The organism is Pseudomonas sp. BNK-30 (genome assembly GCF_047456185.1).
In the GTDB taxonomy this organism is placed as follows: Bacteria; Pseudomonadota; Gammaproteobacteria; order Pseudomonadales; family Pseudomonadaceae; genus Aquipseudomonas; species Aquipseudomonas putida_E.
Window position 1 is genome coordinate 2,728,425 of the sequence record NZ_CP179904.1, and the last position, 20,088, is coordinate 2,748,512.

Below are 20,088 nucleotides of genomic sequence, written 5' to 3' on the forward strand. Positions count from 1 at the left end.
ATCAATACGCGCAACGCAGGCCGGCCTTAGCATCCGCGCCTTTGCCCGGTGCGCACATGAACATCCCCGCCAAGCCTGAACTGCTGGCCCCTGCCGGCACCCTCAAGACCATGCGCTATGCATTCGCCTACGGCGCCGACGCGGTCTACGCCGGCCAGCCCCGCTACAGCCTGCGGGTGCGCAACAACGAATTCGACCATGCCAACCTGGCGCTGGGCATCCAGGAGGCCCATGCACAGGGCAAGCGCTTTTACGTGGTGGTGAACATCGCGCCGCACAACGCCAAGCTCAAGACCTTTCTCAAGGACCTGGCGCCGGTGATCGACATGGCGCCCGATGCGCTGATCATGTCCGATCCCGGCCTGATCATGCTGGTGCGCCAGCACTTCCCGCAGATGCCAGTGCACCTCTCAGTACAGGCCAATACGGTCAACTGGGCCAGCGTGCAGTTCTGGCAGCAACTTGGCCTGAGCCGGGTGATCCTGTCGCGGGAACTGTCGCTCGAAGAGATCGGCGAAATCCGCCAGCACGTGCCTGACATGGAACTGGAAGTGTTCGTCCATGGCGCCCTGTGCATGGCGTACTCTGGGCGCTGCCTGCTGTCGGGTTACCTCAACAAGCGTGATGCCAACCAGGGCACCTGTACCAACGCCTGCCGCTGGAAGTACAACGCGACTCCCGCTACCGAAAACGCTGCCGGCGACATCGTGCGCGAGGTCGAGCCGACGCTGGGCCTGGGCGCACCGACCGATCAGGTGTTCCTGCTGCACGAAAGCAATCGCCCCGGTACAGAAATGCCCGCCTTCGAAGATGAACACGGCACTTACATCATGAATGCCAAGGACCTTCGCGCCATCCAGCACGTCGAGCGGCTGGCTGCCATGGGTGTGCACTCCCTCAAGATCGAGGGCCGCACCAAGTCGCACTTCTACTGCGCCCGTGCGGTGCAGTCGTACCGCCAGGCCATTGACGATGCCGCTGCCGGGCGCCCCTTCGACAGGGCCCTGATGGACAACCTCGAATCGCTGGCCCAACGTGGCTACACCGAGGGTTTCCTGCGCCGCCATGTGCATGACGAGTACCAGAACTACCAGCGGGGCAATTCGCTGTCCGAGCGCCAGCAGTTCGTCGGCGAACTGACCGGTGCACGGGTGGACGGCCTGGCCGAGGTCAAGGTGAAGAACCGCTTCGCAGTAGGCGATCATCTGGAGCTGATGACCCCGCGCGGCAACTATCATTTCGACCTGCACAACCTGTACGGTCGTCAGCAGCAGGCCATCGACGTGGCGCCCGGGGACGGCCATGTGGTCTACCTGCCGATCCCGGAGCAGGTAGCGCTGGAATACGGCTTGCTGATGCGCGACCTGTGCCAGGACGAACTGGCTGACAAAGGTGTAATGTCCAGTTCAGCCAGCTGACAGTTGCTGGCCGATAGCATGCCAGCGCACATCGCGCCTGCAAGCCGCCTGCGCTATCCTGCAGCTCATTTGCATGGCGGGCGGGGCGCCTGCCTACCCATAGGAGTCGTTCGACCATGCTGCATAAACACCTGATCGCACTCGGCCTGCTGGCCATCACCGGCCTGGCACAGGCTGGCGAGACCATCGACGTCTACCGCGACCCCAACTGTGGCTGCTGCAAGGCCTGGATCAGCCACCTTCGTGACAATGGCTTTACCGTCAACGACCACGTCGAGCCGAACATGAGCGCCGTCAAGCAGCGGCTCGGCGTGGCGCCGCGGCTGGCTTCATGCCACACCGGGGTGATCGACGGCAAGTTCGTCGAAGGCCACGTCCCGGCCGAGCAGGTGCGCCTGCTGGCCAAGCGCAACGACCTCAAGGGCCTGGCCGTGCCTGGCATGCCGGTGGGTTCGCCAGGCATGGAAATGGGTGATCGCAAGGACGCCTATCAAGTCATCGGGGTAACCCGGGATGGCCAGGACACCGTAGTCGCCAACTACTGATGCTGAGCCTCTGGGCGCTGTTTCTCAGCGCCTTTGGCGCCGCCACATTGCTGCCGCTGCAATCGGAGGCGGTACTGGTGGGCCTGCTGCTGCGTCAACCCGACGCCTGGCTGACCCTGTTGCTGGTCGCCACCCTGGGCAACGTGCTCGGTTCGGTGGTCAACTGGTTGCTGGGCCGGGCCATCGAACACCTGCGCGACAAGCGCTGGTTCCCGTTCAGCGCCCGTCAACTCGAACGCGCCCAGCAACGCTATCAGCGCTGGGGGCAATGGTCGTTGCTGCTGAGCTGGATGCCAGTGATCGGCGACCCGTTGACCCTGATTGCCGGGATCATGCGTGAGCCGTTCTGGCGTTTCGTGCTGCTGGTCACGCTGGCAAAGGGCGGGCGTTACATGGTCGTAGCCGTGATTACCCTGGGTTGGTTTCATGCCTGGTAACACCTTTAACGTTTAAGGTGCCTGTGCGGCTGCTAAAGTCGCCAATTCCTACATGGTCCTACACGGAGTGCCCCCATGCTACGCGCAACCGCCCTGGCCTTTGCCTGCCTCATCGGCGCCCCCGCCATCGCCGCCGAATCACCCACCTACGGCAAGCAGCTCGAAGGCTTCAGCTACCCGCACCCCCTCAAGCATTTCGACTTCCAGTCCCAGGGGCAGAGCCTGCAGATGGGATACATGGACGTGCCTGCCAAAGGCCAGGCCAACGGCCATAGCGTGGTGCTGATGCATGGCAAGAACTTCTGCGCCGCCACCTGGGAAACCACCATCGATGCGTTGAGCCAGGCCGGCTACCGGGTCATCGCGCCCGACCAGGTCGGCTTCTGCACTTCAAGCAAGCCAGGGTATTACCAATACAGCTTCCAGCAATTGGCCAGCAACACCCATGCCCTGCTGGAGCAGTTGGGCGTCAAGCAAGCGATCATCCTCGGCCATTCCACCGGCGGCATGCTCGCCACCCGTTACGCGTTGATGTACCCACAACAGGTCGAGCGCCTGGCCATGGTCAACCCGATCGGCCTGGAAGACTGGAAGGCCCTCGGCGTGCCCTACCGCACGGTGGACCAGTGGTATGCCCGCGAACTCAAGCTCGATGCCGACGGCGTGCGTGAATACGAGCGCAAGACCTATTACGCCGGGCGCTGGAAACCTGAGTACGAGCGTTGGGTACAGATGCTGGCGGGGCTGAACAAGGGCCCTGGGCATGAAGCCGTGGCGTGGAACTCGGCACTGATCTACGACATGATCTTCACCCAGCCGGTGTACCACGAGTTCAAAGACTTGAAGATGCCAACCCTGCTGCTGATCGGCGACCAGGACAGCACGGCCATTGGCAGTGACATCGCACCGCCCGAGGTCAAGGCGCGGCTGGGCAAGTACAAGGAGCTGGGGCCGCACGTGGCCAAGCTGATTCCACAAGGCGAACTGGTGACCTTCGAGGGCATGGGGCACGCGCCGCAGATCGAGGAGCCACGGCGCTTCAACAACACCCTGATCGAGTGGCTTGGGCGCTGAGGATATGATGGGGCGCATTGGGTGTCGGGGGCTGCCGGGGGCATGCCACGGGCATTTGCTGCGCCCTTTGGATTGAACGCAGCCGTCGCGGCGCATCGCGGGCACCCCCGCGCATTTGTTGCAGCGCGCCACTGATGATAGGCGATGGTTACCATGCCTTGCCTGGTGGGTGCGATTCATCGACTGGCGCAATGAAAATTCCCTGCTAAATTTTCATGAAAATAATCATAAAAAATTTCATGAGGCCAAGGCATGTTCAGGCAATCCGCCCAGCACGTCGCCAGTTATTACGCCCGCACCTACCCTGCCAGCATTCCCCTGCGCCCTACCCTGCAAGGCCGGCACGACACCGACGTGATCATCATCGGCGCCGGCTTCAGCGGCCTGCACACTGCCCTGCGCCTGGCCCTGGCGGGTAAGCGTGTGACCCTGCTGGAAGCCAGCCGGGTGGCCTGGGCCGCATCCGGTCGCAACGGTGGCCAGGCGCTGCTGGGCTGGTCGTGCGACATGCCGCCCATCGAGAAAGCCTTGGGCGTGGAACGCAGCCGACGCCTGTGGGACAGCATGTGCTGGGCTGCCGACGAAATGCGTGAACTGCCGCAGCGGCACGGCTTCGATATCGATTACCGGGCCGGTAGCCTCTGGACCTCGGTGCTGCCACGCCGGGTGAAAATGCTGGAACAAGCCCTGCTTGATGCCGAACAGAAATGGGGCTACCAGGCCCTGCGCCTTATCGGCCGTGACGAGTTGCCCCAGTGGATCGACAGCCCGCGCTACCAGGCTGCCCTGTACGACGCCAAGGGCGCGCACCTCAACCCGCTGAAACTGGCCCAAGGCCTGGCCAGCGCGATCGAGGCTGCCGGCGGGCAGATCTTCGAGCAAAGCCAGGTACTCGACTACCAGCAGAGCGCCAATGGCTATATCGCCCGCACCGACCATGGCGAAGTGCACGGCGAGGTGCTGGTGCTGGCCTGCAACGCCTACATCGACCGCCTTGACCGCAACCTGTCGCGCCGGCTGCTGCCGGTGGGCTCCTATCAAGTGGCCACCACGCCACTGGACGCGGATTTCGCCCGGTCGCTGCTACCACGCAACAGTTGCGTGATCGACAACCAGTTCGTACCGGACTATTTCCGCCTCACCCCGGACCACCGCCTGCTGTTCGGCGGCGGCTGCACCTACCTGGGCGGCATTCCCAAGGACGTGGCCAGCGCCACCCGCCCCTACCTTGAGCGTGTGTTCCCACAACTGGCGGGCGTTGCCATCGACTATGCCTGGGGCGGGCATATCGACTGCAGCATCCAGCGCACCCCGGACATCGGCCGCGACGGCCAGCGCTACTGGCTGCAGGGCTTTTCCGGCCATGGCGTGCTGCCAACCCTGGCAGCGGCGCGCGCGGTCAGCGACGCGATCCTGGGCGACGACGACCTGCTGGCGTTGTACCAGGGCATCGACAATGGCCGTTTCCCGGGCGGTGACCTGTTGGCTGCCCCGCTGGAGGCCGCAGCCAAGGCCTGGTACCGGATGCGCGATCATGTCTGAAGACGCCCAGGGCCTGGCCCTGCTGATTCGTGGCCTGCGCAAGCACCGCGGGCTGACCCTCGGCGAGTTGGCGATCAAGGTCAAGCGCTCGCTGGGCTTTCTGTCCCAGGTCGAGCGCGGCCTGTCGCAGCCGACCGTGGCCGACCTCACTGCGATCAGCGAAGCGCTGCACGTGCCCACCACCTATTTCTACCAGGCCAGCCAACCGCGCGAACTCGACTGGGTCACCCGCCCCGGTGAACGGCGCACGATCTACTACGCCGAAGGCATCAGCGATGTGCTGGTCTCGCCGACCCTCAACGGCAGCTTTGCGATGCTCGAAAGCCACCTGGCACCCGGCGCCAGCAGTGGCGAGGGGCACCTGGACGACAGCGCCGAGCAAGGCGGTTTCGTTCTCGAAGGCGCACTGACCCTGTGGCTGGATGGCCACCCGGACGCCGTCACACTCGGCCCCAACGACAGCTTCCAGCTCCCTGCGCACAGCCATTTCCGCTACGCCAACCTGACTGACCAGACGACCCGTGTCCTCTGGGTCTTCCGATGAGAGCACAGCATGACAACAACGACAGGCTTTGCCGATCTGCTCAGCGAAGTACGTGCCTTCCGCGCCCGTTACCCCGAAGTACGCCACGTCGACCTGCTGAGCCTGGACATCCCCGGGCATTTCTACGGCAAGCGCTACCCCATCGACATGCTCGAAAAGGTTGCCGCCGGCTGCCCGCTGAAACTGCCGCAGAACTGCGTGCTGCTGGGCGTGCAAGGCGGGCTGTTCCCGATTGGCGACTACTGCTTCAACGACGGCGACCCGGACGCCCTGCGGCGCCTGGTGCCCGGCACACTCAAGCCGGTCAGTTGGGAGCGCGAACCGCTGGGCCAGATGCTGATCAGCTCCGACGGCACCGCCTCACCCATCGAGTTCGAGCCCAGGGAGGTGCTCGCCCGTGTGCTGCAGCGCCTGGAACGGCGCGGCATTCGCCCGGTGGTGGCGTTCGAGCTGGAGTTCTACCTGTTCGACCGGGCACTCAAGCAGGGGCTGCCGCAGTTCCCCCGCGACCCGTTCAGCGATGACGCGGACGACCAGCCCAACATGCACATCGAACGGCTGTCGCGGTTCAGCGACGTGCTGCGCGACATGGTCGAAACCGCCAACGCGCAAGGGGTCGACGCCAACGTCATCACCGCCGAGCTCGGCCCTGGCCAGTTCGAGATCAACTTCGGCCACTGCGACGACGGCCTGCGTGCCGCCGACTGGGCCGCCCTGTTCTGCCGCAGCACGCGTGGCGTGGCGCTCAAGCACGGGCTGCGCGCCTCGTTCATGAGCAAACCCTACCTGCAGGCGCCAGGCAGCGGTATGCACGTGCATGTCAGCCTGTACGACAAGGCCGGCAACAACCTGCTGGCGGCCGACCAGCAGCGCCCGCTACGCCATGCAGTGGCCGGTTGCCTGGCCTTGCTGCCGCACTGCATGCCGATATTCGCCGCCAACCACAATGCGTTTCGCCGGTACGGCGCCATGGTCAATGCCGCCAGCCGCGCCAGCTGGGGCTTCGAGGACCGTGATGCGTGCCTGCGCATCCCCGAGTCGGATGCTTGCAATGTGCGTATCGAGCACCGCCTGGCGGGGGCAGATGCCAACCCGTATCTGGTGCTGGCGGCCATCTTGTGCGGTATGGAGCATGGGCTGGATGCCGCGCTGGAGCCAATTGCGCCGCTCAATGACGATCGCGCCAGCGGGGTCGACTTTCCCAAGGACATGCCCAGCGCAGTCGCAGCCATGCGTGGGCACCCGGCCGTAAATGAAGGGCTGGGGGAAGAGTTCGTGATGGTGTATTGCGAGAACAAGCGCCAGGACCACCTGGCGTTCATGCAGGAGGTGAGTGCCCGCGAGTACCGGTGGTTCCTTTGAGACAGATACTGGCCTCATCGCCGGCTTGTCGGCGAAGAGGCCGGTACTGACAAGACAGAAAACTCTCCTATTCTGAATAGCTCACTCGGCAATCCCCCTGCACAGAGGAGACACGACCATGAGCTACGTGACCACGAAGGATGGCGTTCAGATCTTCTACAAGGACTGGGGCCCGCGCGATGCGCCGGTCATCCACTTCCACCATGGCTGGCCGCTCAGCGCAGACGACTGGGACACGCAGCTGTTGTTCTTCCTTGGCCAAGGTTTTCGAGTGGTCGCCCACGACCGCCGTGGCCACGGCCGCTCCAGCCAGGTATGGGACGGCCATGACATGGACCACTACGCCGATGACGTGGCCGCCGTGGTCGAGCACCTGGGTATTCAGGGTGCGGTGCATGTCGGTCACTCCACCGGAGGCGGCGAAGTGGTGCGCTACATGGCCCGCTACCCAGGCGACAAGGTGGCCAAAGCGGTGCTGATCGCCGCCGTACCGCCCTTGATGGTGCAAACGCCAGACAACCCTGGCGGCTTGCCCAAGTCGGTTTTCGACGGGTTCCAGGCACAGGTGGCGAGTAACCGGGCACAGTTCTACCGCGATGTGCCGACCGGCCCGTTCTATGGCTATAACCGGCCCGGTGCCGAGCCGGCCGAAGGGGTCATTGCCAATTGGTGGCGCCAAGGCATGATCGGCAGCGCCAAAGCGCACTACGACGGGATCGTGGCGTTTTCCCAGACTGACTTCACCGAAGACCTGAAGAAGATCCAGCAGCCCGTGCTGGTGATGCATGGTGATGATGACCAGATCGTTCCCTATGAAAATTCCGGCCCGCTGTCGGCCAAGCTGCTGCCCAACGGCACATTGAAGACCTACAAGGGCTTCCCGCACGGTATGCCGACAACCCATGCCGATGTGATCAATGCGGACTTGCTGGCCTTTATCCGAAGCTGACGTGATCTTCCGCGCTGGCCTCATCGCCGGCAAGACAGTTGCTCCCTCAGGACTATCACCGGTCTTGAGTACTGTGCAAAACCTGTGAGGGCGGGCTTGCCAAGCGAAGAGGCCGGCACTGGCAACGCATCCCGCCCGGGATTACCATGGTGCCCTTCTAGCGCGGCAGTTTGCCGCACCCTGCCTGCCTCCTGCCTGCCAGACACCCATGCCCTTCGAACTCACCGTAGAACCACTCACCCTGCTGATCCTCGCCCTGGTCGCCTTCGTCGCCGGGTTCATCGACGCCATCGCTGGCGGCGGTGGCCTGCTCACCACCCCGGCACTGCTCACCGCCGGGATGCCGCCACACCTGGTGCTGGGCACCAACAAGCTCAGCTCGACCTTCGGCTCGGCCACCGCCGGTTTCACCTACTACAAACGCAAGCTGTTCCACCCGGCGCAATGGCGCCCGGCCTTGTTCGCCACCCTGGTCGGCGCGCTGATCGGCGCGGTCGTCGCCCACTACATGCCGGCCGAATGGCTGAACAAGATGCTGCCGGTGATCGTCTTCGCCTGCGGCATCTACCTGCTGTTCGGGGGTACGCCCAAAGCGCCGCTGGATGCCGATGCCCCGATCAAGAAGAAGTGGCAGTTCCCGCAGGGCTTCACCCTGGGCTTCTACGATGGCGTGGCCGGGCCCGGCACCGGTGCTTTCTGGACCGTGAGCACGCTGCTGCTCTACCCCATCGACCTGGTCCGCGCCAGCGGCGTGGCGCGCAGCATGAACTTCGTCAGCAACATCGCGGCGCTGACGGTGTTCATCATTTCCGGGCAGGTGGATTACGTCGTCGGCCTGTGCATGGGCCTTTCGGTGATGGTGGGTGCGTTCTTCGGCGCACGCACGGCGATCAGCGGCGGCAGCAAGTTCATCCGCCCGGTGTTCATCACCGTGGTGCTGGCGCTGACCGTGCGCCTAGCGTGGCAACACTGGTTCGGGCAGGCCTGAACGCCTGGCGACATACAGATCGATCAGGTACCGGGCGATGGAGCGCCCGGCTGGCAGCGGTGGAAGGTCGTGCACGTTGAACCACCTGGCGTCTTCGATCTCGTCCGGCTGCATGACGATCTCGCCGCCGGCATACTCGGCGTGGAAGCCCAGCATCATCGAATGCGGGAACGGCCAGCACTGGCTGCCGACGTACTGGATGTTGCGCACCTCCACCGCCACTTCTTCGCGCACTTCGCGCACCAGGCAGTCCTCGGCCGATTCGCCTGGTTCGGCAAAGCCTGCAAGGGTGCTGTAAACGCCAGTGACGAAGCGCGGCGACCGGGCCAGCAGGATTTCGTCGCCACGGGTCACCAGCACGATCATGCTCGGCGAAATGCGTGGGTAGCTGCGCAGGTCGCAGGGCTGGCAGTACATCGCCCGCTCCCAGCGGATCTGCATCATCGGTTGGCCGCAGCTGCCACAGAAACGGTGCTCACGCGCCCAGGTGCCGATCTGCGCGGCGTAGCCAAGCACTTTATAAAGATCGAAATCACCTTCGAGCATGAATGCCCGCAAGCCGCGCCAGCCGCAACCGGGCACCTCGGCGGCGCTGCGCAGCTCCAGCAGGAACACCGGCTCGCCGTCGAAATGGCCGATGCCGTGCTCGGCCAGCACATCCAGGTCCTGGCGCTTGAGCCAGTCGCGGGGGAACAGCGCGCCATTGGCGTCCACCAAAAACCCTTCCGGGCTGCGGGCGACAGCCCAGCCCCCGGTGATCTGCGGGTCGAGTACTGCGCTAGTCCAGCGTGCTGACATGTCGGGGTTCCTTTACTGCGTCCCCCGGCCCGGTCAGTCGGCGAACGTCGGTTTCTGTTTGCTCATGTGCGCCGCCACAGCCACGCGCAAATCTTCGGACTGCAGCATGGCGGCGTTCCAGGTGGCGATGTACTCCAGGCCATCATCGATGCGATGGTCACGCATGTAGCTGAGCATCTCCTTGGTGCCCGCTACAGCGATCGGTGATTTTGCGGCAATCTCGCGGGCAATGGCAAAGACCCCGTCGAGCAATGCAGCATGATCATCATAGACCCGGTTGACCAGGCCGATGCGCAGCGCCTCGTCGGCCGCAACGTTACGCCCGGTGAAGGCCAGCTCGCGCATGATGCCGTCGCCGATGATACGTGGCAAACGTTGCAGGGTGCCGACGTCTGCGGCCATGCCCATGTCGATTTCCTTGATCGAGAACTGCGCGTCCGTGCTGCAATAGCGCATGTCGCAGGCCGACACCAGGTCGATGGCACCGCCAATGCAGTAGCCCTGGATGGCCGCCAGCACGGGCTTGCGGCAGTTGTCCACGGCATTGAAGGAGGCCTGCAGGCGCAGGATGGTACGGCGCAGCAGGCGCGCGTTGCGGCCAACGTCCTTGCCCATCTGGCCGGCCAGCGAGGCCAGCATCATCAAGTCGATACCCGAGGAAAAATGCTTGCCCGCGCCGCTGATGACCACGGCGCGCACCGCATCGGTGTCGTCGACCCACTGGAAGATATCGACGATCTCTTCCCAGAAGGCAGCATTCATGGCGTTGATCTTCTCAGGGCGGTTGATCTGCACATGGGCGATGTTGTCGGTCAGTTCGACCTTGAATGCGCTGTACTCGGTCACGGGCTGCACTCCTGCGGGGATAAAGGTTCACTGCGCGGATGTTAACCCAGCCTGGTTGCCGTACTTGTGCCAAAAGCGGGACTTGCCCGGGTTGCTCAGGCGCCTGCGACAGAGGTTTGCCCTGCACAAAAAAACCCATACAACTTTTGCCCCGCACACGCATCGAAACACAGGTAAGCTCTTCATCCCTTCCCAAGAGGTTTGCCATGGCGATGCGTACAGCCCTGATTGTTTCCTGCATGACACTGGCCCTGGCGGGCTGCGCCGGTTCGAGCGATGAGCATCGTGCGCCACCGGCCACACAGCAGGTCGACCTGCAGCGCTACCAGGGCACCTGGTACGAGCAGGCGCGCTTGCCGATGTTCTTCCAGCGCAACTGCGTGCAGTCCGAAGCCAACTATGGCTTGCGCGAAGACGGTCGCATCGATGTGACCAACCGCTGCAAGGAAAAGGACGGCCAATGGAACGAGGCCAAGGGCATCGCCGAGGCGCAGCAGCCGGGCAAGACCGACAAGCTGTGGGTCACCTTCGACAACTGGTTCAGCCGCCTGGCGCCAGGCTTGACCAAGGGTGAATACTGGGTGCTGTATCACGACAAGGACTATCGCGTAGCGCTGGTCGGGCACCCCAACCGCGAATACCTGTGGCTGCTGTCACGCACCCCGGTCATCAACGACCAGACCCGCGAACAGATGCTGGCCATTGCCCAGAAACAGGGTTATGACACCAGCGAGCTGATCTGGCGGCAGGGCGATGATGCAGTAAAACCCTGATTCATCGACGCCCTGGTTCGCTCGGGCCAGGGTGAGCGCCTAATCAAACTTGGAGTCAGTCATTGGACCTGCTGTTTCTGGGCACCTCGGCCGGGGTGCCCACCAAGGCGCGCAACGTCAGCGCCACCGCCGTGATCGAAGCCAGCGGCAGCCACTGGTACCTGGTCGATTGCGGCGAAGGTACCCAGCATCAACTGCTGCATACCTCATTGTCGGTCCGCGACCTGCGCGCCATCTTCATTACCCATGTGCACGGCGACCATTGCTTCGGCCTGCCAGGCCTGCTGGCCAGCGCCGGCATGAGCGGGCGCACGGCGCCGCTGGACCTGGTGCTGCCGGCCGCCTTGCACGACTGGGTGCGCCTGAGCCTGGCTGCCAGTGATACCTTCCTGGCGTTCGAACTGCGGTTGCTGGCGGTCGAGCAACTGGGCGAATGGCGCAGCGATACCCTTGCCGTCAGCACCGTACAGCTATCGCACCGGGTGCCCAGCGTCGCTTTCGTGTTCACCGAGCTCAACCCCGAGCCGCGCCTTGACGTGCAGCGCCTGGCTGCCGAAGGTATCCCGCGCGGCCCGCTGTGGGGCGACCTTGCCAAGGGCCTCACGGTGGAGCATGCCGGGCACGTGCTGCATGGCCGCGACTACCTGCGCGCCTCGCGGCCGGCACGGCGGGTGATCGTCTGCGGCGACAATGACAACCCCGACCTCTTGGCCGAGGCGGCAAAAGACGTTGATGTACTGGTGCACGAAGCGACATTCACACAACCGATCATCGCCCGCACAGGTGTCAGCTTCGGCCACAGCAGTGCGGCAGCGGTGGCGCGCTTCGCCGAAACGGCCGGTGTGCGCAACCTGGTGCTGACGCACTTCAGTGCCCGCTATCAGCCGGACCCTCGGCGCAGCCCATGCATCGACGAGGTAAGGGAAGAGGCGCAGGCCCATTACAGCGGCAACCTGACCCTGGCCCAGGACCTGCAGCGTTACCATATCGGGCGCGATGGGTGCCTGGGCCGCGTCACGGGTACCTAGCAAATCCCAAGCGACATGATCGCGCTGTTCTCCATCGGTTTTGTGATCTGCGGGCCGGCGATGGGACGCTCAGGCATCAAGCCGCCAGCCGCCCGCTGGCGATCGCCTCCGACGCCGCCAGCATGGCCCGCAGCAACACCGCACAGCCCGCTGCCAGGTCTTGCGGGGTGGCGTTCTCGATTTCGTTGTGGCTGATGCCGTTTTCACAAGGCACGAAGATCATCCCCGCCGGCCCCAACTCGGCCAGGAAGATCGCGTCATGCCCTGCCCCGCTGACGATATCCATGTGCGGCAGGCCCAAGGTCTGCGCAGCATCGCGCACGGCATCCACGCAACTGCGGTCAAAGTACAGCGCTGGGAAGTCGGCCGTGGGGACCAGTTCATGGCTCAGCCCGTGCTTGTCACAGGTGGCTTCAATCACTGCCCGCACGTCGGCGATCATCGCGTCCAGCCGCTCACCTTCGAGGTGACGAAAGTCCAGGGTCATGCGCACTTCGCCCGGGATCACGTTGCGTGAACCCGGGTAGGCCTGCAGGCAACCGACCGTGCCACAGGCATGCGGTTGATGGCCCAGCGCCGCCCGGTTGACCGCCTCCACCACCGCCGCAGCGCCGACCAGTGCATCCTTGCGCAGGTGCATCGGCGTAGGGCCGGCATGGGCTTCAACGCCGCGCAAGGTCAGGTCGAACCACTTCTGCCCCAGCGCCCCAAGCACCACACCGATGGTCTTGGCCTGGTCTTCAAGGATCGGTCCCTGCTCGATATGGGCTTCGAAATACGCGCCTACCGGGTGGCCAAGCACTGCCCGCTGGCCGGCGTAGCCGATGGCAGTCAACGCCTCGCCCATGCTCACGCCCTGGGCGTCACGCTTGGCCAGGGTTTCCTCCAGGGTGAATTTGCCGGCAAACACCCCCGAGCCCATCATGCAGGGCGCAAAGCGCGAGCCTTCCTCGTTGGTCCATACCACCACTTCCAGCGGTGCTTCGGTCTCGATGCCCAGGTCATTGAGGGTGCGTATCACCTCAAGGCCCGCCATCACCCCGAAACAGCCATCGAACTTGCCCCCGGTGGGCTGGGTGTCGATGTGGCTGCCGGTCATCACCGGTGGCAGCTTGGGATTGCGCCCAGGGCGGCGGGCAAAGATGTTGCCGACGGCATCGACACTGACGCTGCAACCGGCCGCCTCGCACCACTCGACGAACAGGTCGCGGGCCTGGCGGTCGAGGTCGGTCAGCGCCAGGCGGCAGACACCACCCTTGGGTGTGGCCCCGAGGCGGGCGAGGTCCATCAGCGATTGCCACAGGCGGTCACTGTTAACGTGGCGTTCAGTCGATAGCAGGGCTTGTTGGGCTGCGGTCATGGGTCAGGCCTCCTCAGGCGTTTTTGTTGTCTGCATTGATCACAGGCTGCACTGGCCCACGCACCGCCAAGCCGCCCAGGGCGTAGTACAACGCCCCGCCAAGCAGCGACCCGGTGAACCAGCCATAGTCGTAGAACCAGCTGAAACTGCTGTTACCAATGGCCATCACGGTCAGTGCCACAGGTAGCGCAAAGGCAGCAAACCCTGCCCAGTTCCAGGCCGGGTAAACGTCATCACGGTACAGGCCGGCCAGATCCAGCTTCTGCCGACGGATCAGGAAGTAGTCCACCACCATGATCCCGGCAATCGGCCCAAGCAGGCTGGAGTACCCCAGCAGCCAGTTGGAATAGACACTCTCCAGGCTGATGTCGGAAACGATCCAGCCGAGTTTTTTCAGCAGCTCGTGGCTCATCAGCGCCAGGCCGATGAAACCTGTCAGCCACACGGCACGTGTACGCCCGATCAGGCGCGGGGCAATGTTCTGAAAGTCGTTGGTCGGCGAGACGATGTTGGCCGCGGTGTTGGTCGACAGCGTAGCGATGACGATCAGCGCCATGGCCAGTGCCACCCAGCCCGGGCTCTGGATCTTGCCGATCAGGCTCACCGGGTCGGACACCGTTTCACCCACCAGCGACGCCGAGGCGGCGGTCATCACCACGCCCAGGGAGGCGAACAGGAACATGGTCAGTGGCAGGCCGAAGATCTGCCCGAGGATCTGGTCTTTCTGGCTCTTGGCGTAGCGGCTGAAATCCGGAATGTTCAGCGATAAAGTGGCCCAGAAACCGACCATCGCGGTAAGCCCGGCGCAGAAATAGCTCACTACGCTCGCCCCTTCCGGGCGCTTGGGCGGCTGGGCCAGCAGCTCGGTCATCGACATGTGCGGCAACGCCCAGAACAGCAGGCCGAAGCCGACCGCCACCAACAGCGGCGCCGACAGGGTTTCGAGCCATTTGATCGATTCGGCGCCGCGCAACACCACCCACAGGTTGAGGGCCCAGAACACCATGAAGCCGATCACTTCACCGGTGCCACCGAGCGCTTTCCAGTCATCGAAGATCGAGCCCAGGAACAGGTGAATGGCCAAGCCGCCGAACATCGTCTGGATGCCGAACCAGCCACAGGCAACCACCGCGCGTATCAGGCACGGTACGTTGGAGCCGAAGATACCGAACGATGAACGCAGCAACACAGGGAAGGGAATGCCGTACTTGGTGCCGGGGAAGGCGTTGAGGGTGAGCGGGATCAGCACGATGAGGTTGGCCAGCAGGATCGCCAGCAACGCCTCGCCCACGCTCAGGCCAAAGTAGGCCGTGAGCACGCCGCCCAGGGTGTAGGTGGGCACGCAGATGGACATGCCCACCCACAATGCGGTGATGTGCCATGTGTTCCAGGTGCGCTGGTGCACTTTTGTGGGCGCGATGTCGTGGTTGTAGCGCGGGCTGTCGAGTACGTCACTGCCTGCGGACAGCTCGAACAGGCCATCCTGCTCGATCACTTGCGATCTGCTCTGTTGCATGGGGCCTTCTCCAGATTTTTCTAATTGTCTGCTCATCGGGCTAACGCGATGGCCGGAGTACATACACCACCAGTACTGCTCCTGCGGTCCGGCCTGGCGGTTGTGGCCGTACTCAAAATACGTGCCGGGCTGGCCTTCGGCTGCCCGGCCGGCCGCCGCCGACCGCAGGTAATCAACTGATCTGCAAGGCATTGATCCGCTTGCCGCGATGGCACGGTCATGCCTTCGCCTGCCGCTGTCAGCGCCATGGGCCGGCCCTGGCCCCTGCATCAGGTTTCAAACTGGTGCAGCCTGGTTTTTCAGTGGCGCGCCTTGCGCCTCCCGGCCAGGTTTCAAGCAGCTGATTTTGCATGGAAAATCTTGACCAATTTGGCTTCTTGTCAAGTGCGTCAAAATGGTGAAAGGCCTCACCATTTTGGTGATTATTGAAATTAATCGTTAAAAAACAATTAGTTATAGAAGTTATAAGCTCATAAATTATTTTCTTGAACAATCCACAATGAGCATCTAAATTCCATTCTTGTCAGGCCTGACAGGATTGAAATTCATCCTCCAGCCACTGGCGCATAACAATTGAAGAACCGGCACAGACCGGTCAGCCTGCGAGGAAGACGGCATGTCCCTGTTGATCCGTGGCGCCACCGTGGTCACCCACGAAGAGAGCTACCCCGCTGATGTCCTGTGTGTCGATGGCCAGATCCGCGCCATTGGCAAAGACCTGCAAGCCCCTACCGACTGCGAGATCCTTGACGGCAGCGGCCAGTACCTGATGCCCGGCGGCATCGACCCGCACACCCACATGCAGTTGCCCTTCATGGGTACAGTGGCCAGCGAGGACTTCTTCAGCGGCACTGCCGCCGGGCTGGCCGGCGGCACCACTTCGATCATCGACTTCGTTATCCCCAACCCGCAGCAATCGCTGCTGGAGGCCTTTCACACCTGGCGCGGCTGGGCGCAAAAGAGCGCGTCCGATTACGGCTTTCACGTTGCCATCACCTGGTGGAGTGAGCAGGTCGCCGAAGAAATGGGCGAGCTGGTCACCCAACATGGCGTGAACAGCTTCAAGCACTTCATGGCCTACAAGAATGCGATCATGGCGGCCGACGACACCCTGGTCGCCAGCTTCGAGCGCTGCCTGCAACTGGGCGCGGTACCCACCGTGCACGCCGAGAACGGCGAGCTGGTCTACCACCTGCAGCAAAAACTGCTCGCCCAAGGCCTGACCGGCCCCGAAGCGCACCCGCTGTCGCGCCCTTCGCAAGTCGAAGGCGAGGCTGCCAGCCGTGCCATCCGCATCGCCGAAACCATTGGTACGCCGTTGTACGTGGTACACATCTCCAGCCGTGAAGCGCTGGACGAAATCACCTATGCCCGGGCCAAGGGCCAGCCGGTCTACGGTGAAGTGCTGCCCGGGCACCTGCTGATCGACGACAGCGTCTACCGCGACCCGGACTGGGCCACCGCCGCAGGCTATGTCATGAGCCCACCGTTCCGCCCGCGCGAGCATCAAGAAGCCCTGTGGCGCGGCCTGCAATCGGGCAACCTGCACACCACGGCCACCGACCACTGCTGCTTCTGCGCCGAGCAGAAAGCCATGGGCCGCAACGACTTCAGCCGCATCCCCAACGGCACCGCCGGCATCGAAGACCGCATGGCGGTGTTGTGGGACGCTGGCGTCAACAGCGGGCGGCTGTCGATGCATGAATTCGTCGCGCTGACCTCCACCAACACCGCGAAGATCTTCAACCTGTTCCCGCGCAAGGGCGCCATCCGCGTCGGCGCCGATGCCGACCTGGTGCTGTGGGACCCACAGGGCACGCGCACCATCAGCGCGCAAACCCACCACCAGCGTGTTGACTTCAACATCTTCGAAGGCCGCACCGTGCGCGGTATTCCCAGCCACACCATCAGCCAGGGCCGCGTGGTCTGGGCCGATGGCGACCTGCGTGCCGAACCTGGCGCGGGGCGTTACGTGGAGCGCCCGGCGTATCCCTCGGTGTACGAGGTCCTGGGCCGCCGCGCCGAGCAGCAGCGCCCGATACCCGTCCAGCGCTGAAGCTGTTGGGGCTGCTGCGCAGCCCATCGCCGGCAAGCCAGCTCCTACAGGGGCGGCATCACTCCCAGGGACATCACTGTACCTGTGGGAGCCGGCTTGCCGGCGATTGGGGCGCATGGCGCCCCCCCGCCCAAGCCCTAAAAAAAAGAGAGGCTACAACCGTGATCGATGCCCTGAACCACTTGCCGCGCCCCCGGGCCGGCGCCGACCAGCTGGCCGAGCAATTCAGTGACCTCGCGCCACCCCTCACCGCCCGCCAGGCCGCAGTGGAAAGCGCCCGCTGCCTGTATTGCTACGACGCGCCCTGCGTGAACGCATGCCCGAGCGAAATTGACATCCCCTCGTTCATTCACCGTATCAGCGACGAGAACCTGCAAGGTGCCGCCGAGCGCATCCTTTCGGCCAACATCCTGGGCGGCAGCTGCGCCCGCGTGTGCCCCACCGAGATCCTTTGCCAGCAGGCCTGCGTGCGCAACAACGCCCAGGAATGCGCACCGGTACTGATTGGCCAGCTACAGCGCTATGCCCTGGACAATGCCGGTTTCACCGAGCACCCGTTCAAACGCTCGCCAGCCACCGGCAAACGCATCGCCGTGGTCGGCGCAGGCCCCGCCGGGTTGTCCTGCGCACATCGCCTGGCCATGCATGGCCACGAGGTGGTGGTGTTCGAGGCCTGCGACAAGGCCGGCGGCCTGAACGAGTACGGCATCGCCCGCTACAAGCTGGTGGACGACTATGCCCAGCGCGAAGTGGAATTCCTGCTCGGGATCGGCGGTATCGAAATGCGCCACGGCCACCGCCTGGGCGACAACCTGAGCCTGGCAGAGCTGCGTGATCAGTACGACGCGGTATTCCTCGGCCTTGGCCTGAACGCCATACGCCAGCTCGGCCTGCCTGGCGAAGAGGCGCCCGGCATGCTCGCCGCCACCGACTACATCCGTGAGCTACGCCAGGCGGATGATCTTTCGCAACTGCCGTTGGCAGAGCGTTGCCTGGTGATCGGCGCAGGCAACACCGCCATCGACATGGCCGTACAGATGAGCCGCCTGGGTGCCCGCGATGTCAACCTGGTATACCGCCGCGGCTACGCCGACATGGGCGCCACCGGCCACGAGCAGGACATCGCCAAGGCCAACCAGGTGCGTCTGCACACCTGGGCGCGCCCCGACGCCGTGCTGCTGGACGACGACAACCGCGTGCGGGGCATGCGCTTCGCCCGCACCGAACTGGCCGATGGCCGCCTGCGCGACACCGGTGAGACCTTCGAGCTGGCCGCCGATGCCATCTTCAAAGCCATCGGCCAACGCTTCGACGAACAAAGCCTTAACGACCCGCTGGCTGCGCAACTGGCCCGCGACGGCGAGCGCATTCGCGTCGACGAGGGCATGCGCACCAGCCTGCCGGGCGTCTACGCCGGTGGCGACTGTACCGCCCTGGGCCAGGACCTCACCGTCCAGGCCGTGCAACATGGCAAGCTGGCCGCCGAAGCTATCCATGCCCAACTCATGCTCAATGTGGAGGCTGCATAAATGGCCGACTTGTCTATCGTGTTCGCCGGCATCAAGGCGCCCAACCCCTTCTGGCTGGCCTCCGCACCGCCAACCGACAAAGCCTACAACGTGGTCCGCGCCTTCGAAGCCGGCTGGGGCGGCGTGGTCTGGAAGACCCTGGGCGAGGACCCGGCAGCGGTCAACGTGTCGTCGCGCTACTCGGCGCATTACGGCGCCAACCGGCTGGTGCAGGGCATCAACAACATCGAGCTGATCACCGACCGTTCGCTGGAAATCAACCTGCGCGAAATCACCCAGGTGAAGAAGGACTGGCCAGACCGTGCGCTGATCGTATCGCTGATGGTGCCGTGCATCGAAGAATCATGGAAATTCATCCTGCCGCTGGTGGAAGCCACCGGTGCCGACGGTATCGAACTGAACTTCGGCTGCCCGCATGGCATGCCCGAGCGCGGCATGGGCGCGGCGGTCGGCCAGGTGCCGGAGTATGTGGAAATGGTCACCCGCTGGTGCAAGACGCACTGCGCGTTGCCGGTGATCGTCAAGCTCACGCCCAACATCACCGACATCCGCCAGTCGGCGCGTGCGGCACATCGCGGTGGCGCCGATGCCGTGTCGCTGATCAACACCATCAACTCCATCACCAGCGTCGACCTGGACCGCATGGTCGCCCACCCGATCGTCGGCGATCAGAGCACCCACGGTGGCTACTGCGGCTCGGCGGTCAAACCCATCGCCCTGAACATGGTCGCCGAGATTGCCCGCGACCCGCAAACGCGCGGGCTACCGATCTGTGGCATCGGGGGTATCGGCAACTGGCGTGATGCGGCCGAATTCATTGCCTTGGGCAGTGGCGCGGTGCAGGTGTGCACTGCGGCGATGCTGCACGGTTTTCGTATTGTCGAGGACATGAAGGACGGTTTGGCGCGCTGGATGGACCAGCACGGGCACCACAACCTTGAAGCATTCTGCGGCCAGGCCGTGGCGCACACCACCGACTGGAAGTACCTGGACATCAACTACAAATCGGTGGCGCACATCGACCAGGATGCCTGCATCGGTTGCGGGCGCTGCCATATCGCCTGTGAGGACACCTCGCACCAGGCCATTGCCAGTACGCTGAAGGCTGACGGAACCCACGCCTACAGCGTGATCGAAGACGAATGTGTGGGCTGCAACCTGTGCCAGATCACCTGCCCGGTGGAAGATTGCATCGAGATGGTGGCGCAGGATACCGGCAAGCCATACCTGAACTGGACGCAGGACCCGCGCAACCCCTACCGCGAAGCGAGCTGACGCCTGGGAATCGCCGGGGCCGCTTTGCGGCCCTTTCGCGACACAAGG

18 protein-coding genes are annotated in these 20,088 nt (G+C 63.9%); 14 read left to right on the forward strand and 4 right to left on the reverse strand.

The features are described 5' to 3' along the window. Nucleotides 1-56 precede the first annotated feature (56 nt). The 9 genes from yegQ (at nt 57) to ACMGGN_RS12835 (ending at nt 8,859) form a co-directional block, all read left to right on the forward strand. Nucleotides 57-1,418, forward strand: a complete 1,362-nt coding sequence (gene yegQ / locus ACMGGN_RS12795; protein WP_115275307.1) for a tRNA 5-hydroxyuridine modification protein YegQ — start codon at nt 57-59, stop codon at nt 1,416-1,418. 116 nt (nt 1,419-1,534) lie between these two features. Next, on the forward strand, nt 1,535-1,963 hold the full coding sequence (locus ACMGGN_RS12800) for a DUF411 domain-containing protein (RefSeq protein ID WP_115275308.1): 429 nt from the start codon (nt 1,535-1,537) through the stop codon (nt 1,961-1,963). Beyond that, on the forward strand, nt 1,963-2,400 hold the full coding sequence (locus tag ACMGGN_RS12805; protein WP_039604685.1) for a YqaA family protein: 438 nt from the start codon (nt 1,963-1,965) through the stop codon (nt 2,398-2,400). The genes ACMGGN_RS12800 and ACMGGN_RS12805 overlap by 1 nt, the downstream gene beginning before the upstream one ends. Before the next feature lie 75 nt (nt 2,401-2,475). Continuing rightward, nucleotides 2,476-3,474 carry an alpha/beta fold hydrolase gene (locus ACMGGN_RS12810; RefSeq protein WP_115275309.1) on the forward strand — a complete coding sequence of 333 codons (999 nt, stop codon included), beginning with the start codon at nt 2,476-2,478 and terminating at the stop codon, nt 3,472-3,474. Nucleotides 3,475-3,726: 252 nt separating this feature from the next. Continuing rightward, the gene (locus tag ACMGGN_RS12815) at nt 3,727-5,016 is read left to right on the forward strand and encodes an NAD(P)/FAD-dependent oxidoreductase (protein WP_237859994.1); all 1,290 of its coding nucleotides are present in this window, start codon (nt 3,727-3,729) and stop codon (nt 5,014-5,016) included. Next, a complete protein-coding gene (locus ACMGGN_RS12820) occupies nt 5,009-5,560 on the forward strand; it encodes a helix-turn-helix domain-containing protein (protein ID WP_012313746.1) in 552 nt (183 codons plus the stop codon). Before ACMGGN_RS12815 ends, ACMGGN_RS12820 begins: the two co-directional genes overlap by 8 nt. Nucleotides 5,561-5,569: 9 nt before the next feature. Next, nucleotides 5,570-6,922 carry a glutamine synthetase family protein gene (locus ACMGGN_RS12825; RefSeq protein ID WP_174141643.1) on the forward strand — a complete coding sequence of 451 codons (1,353 nt, stop codon included), beginning with the start codon at nt 5,570-5,572 and terminating at the stop codon, nt 6,920-6,922. A 118-nt stretch (nt 6,923-7,040) separates the two neighbouring features. Beyond that, nucleotides 7,041-7,871, forward strand: a complete 831-nt coding sequence (locus tag ACMGGN_RS12830; RefSeq protein ID WP_174141642.1) for an alpha/beta fold hydrolase — start codon at nt 7,041-7,043, stop codon at nt 7,869-7,871. 208 nt (nt 7,872-8,079) lie between these two features. Beyond that, nucleotides 8,080-8,859 carry a TSUP family transporter gene (locus ACMGGN_RS12835; RefSeq protein ID WP_115275313.1) on the forward strand — a complete coding sequence of 260 codons (780 nt, stop codon included), beginning with the start codon at nt 8,080-8,082 and terminating at the stop codon, nt 8,857-8,859. Here the strand turns inward: ACMGGN_RS12835 and nudC are convergent. Next, nucleotides 8,827-9,657 carry an NAD(+) diphosphatase gene (gene nudC / locus ACMGGN_RS12840; protein ID WP_119688642.1) on the reverse strand — a complete coding sequence of 277 codons (831 nt, stop codon included), beginning with the start codon at nt 9,655-9,657 and terminating at the stop codon, nt 8,827-8,829. The genes ACMGGN_RS12835 and nudC overlap by 33 nt on opposite strands. A gap of 33 nt (nt 9,658-9,690) precedes the next feature. Next, nucleotides 9,691-10,503 (reverse strand): crotonase/enoyl-CoA hydratase family protein, encoded by an 813-nt coding sequence (locus tag ACMGGN_RS12845; protein ID WP_115275314.1) that lies wholly within the window; start codon nt 10,501-10,503, stop codon nt 9,691-9,693. Nucleotides 10,504-10,709: 206 nt separating this feature from the next. On the opposite strand from ACMGGN_RS12845, the gene ACMGGN_RS12850 reads away from it, so the two are divergent. Together ACMGGN_RS12850 and ACMGGN_RS12855 are read left to right on the forward strand one after the other, a co-directional pair. After that, complete coding sequence (locus ACMGGN_RS12850) at nt 10,710-11,276, forward strand: lipocalin family protein (protein ID WP_080952155.1); 567 nt, start codon at nt 10,710-10,712, stop codon at nt 11,274-11,276. Nucleotides 11,277-11,338: 62 nt separating this feature from the next. After that, nucleotides 11,339-12,304, forward strand: a complete 966-nt coding sequence (locus tag ACMGGN_RS12855; RefSeq protein WP_237859992.1) for a ribonuclease Z — start codon at nt 11,339-11,341, stop codon at nt 12,302-12,304. A 76-nt stretch (nt 12,305-12,380) separates the two neighbouring features. Here ACMGGN_RS12855 and ACMGGN_RS12860 read toward each other — a convergent pair whose 3' ends face one another. Together ACMGGN_RS12860 and ACMGGN_RS12865 are read right to left on the reverse strand one after the other, a co-directional pair. After that, nucleotides 12,381-13,664: a Zn-dependent hydrolase gene (locus ACMGGN_RS12860; protein WP_115275315.1), complete on the reverse strand. Its 1,284-nt coding sequence runs from the start codon at nt 13,662-13,664 to the stop codon at nt 12,381-12,383. A 13-nt stretch (nt 13,665-13,677) separates the two neighbouring features. Further along, nucleotides 13,678-15,180, reverse strand: coding sequence for an NCS1 family nucleobase:cation symporter-1 (locus ACMGGN_RS12865; RefSeq protein WP_119688639.1), 1,503 nt, complete (start codon nt 15,178-15,180; stop codon nt 13,678-13,680). 616 nt (nt 15,181-15,796) lie between these two features. On the opposite strand from ACMGGN_RS12865, the gene hydA reads away from it, so the two are divergent. The 3 genes from hydA to preA all read left to right on the forward strand — a co-directional run bounded on the left by hydA (nt 15,797) and on the right by preA (nt 20,040). Then, the gene (gene hydA, locus ACMGGN_RS12870) at nt 15,797-17,236 is read left to right on the forward strand and encodes a dihydropyrimidinase (RefSeq protein WP_046787272.1); all 1,440 of its coding nucleotides are present in this window, start codon (nt 15,797-15,799) and stop codon (nt 17,234-17,236) included. A 161-nt stretch (nt 17,237-17,397) separates the two neighbouring features. Further along, nucleotides 17,398-18,765 carry an NAD(P)-dependent oxidoreductase gene (locus ACMGGN_RS12875; RefSeq protein WP_046787273.1) on the forward strand — a complete coding sequence of 456 codons (1,368 nt, stop codon included), beginning with the start codon at nt 17,398-17,400 and terminating at the stop codon, nt 18,763-18,765. After that, the gene (gene preA, locus ACMGGN_RS12880; RefSeq protein ID WP_414156024.1) at nt 18,766-20,040 is read left to right on the forward strand and encodes an NAD-dependent dihydropyrimidine dehydrogenase subunit PreA; all 1,275 of its coding nucleotides are present in this window, start codon (nt 18,766-18,768) and stop codon (nt 20,038-20,040) included. Nucleotides 20,041-20,088: the final 48 nt, after the last annotated feature.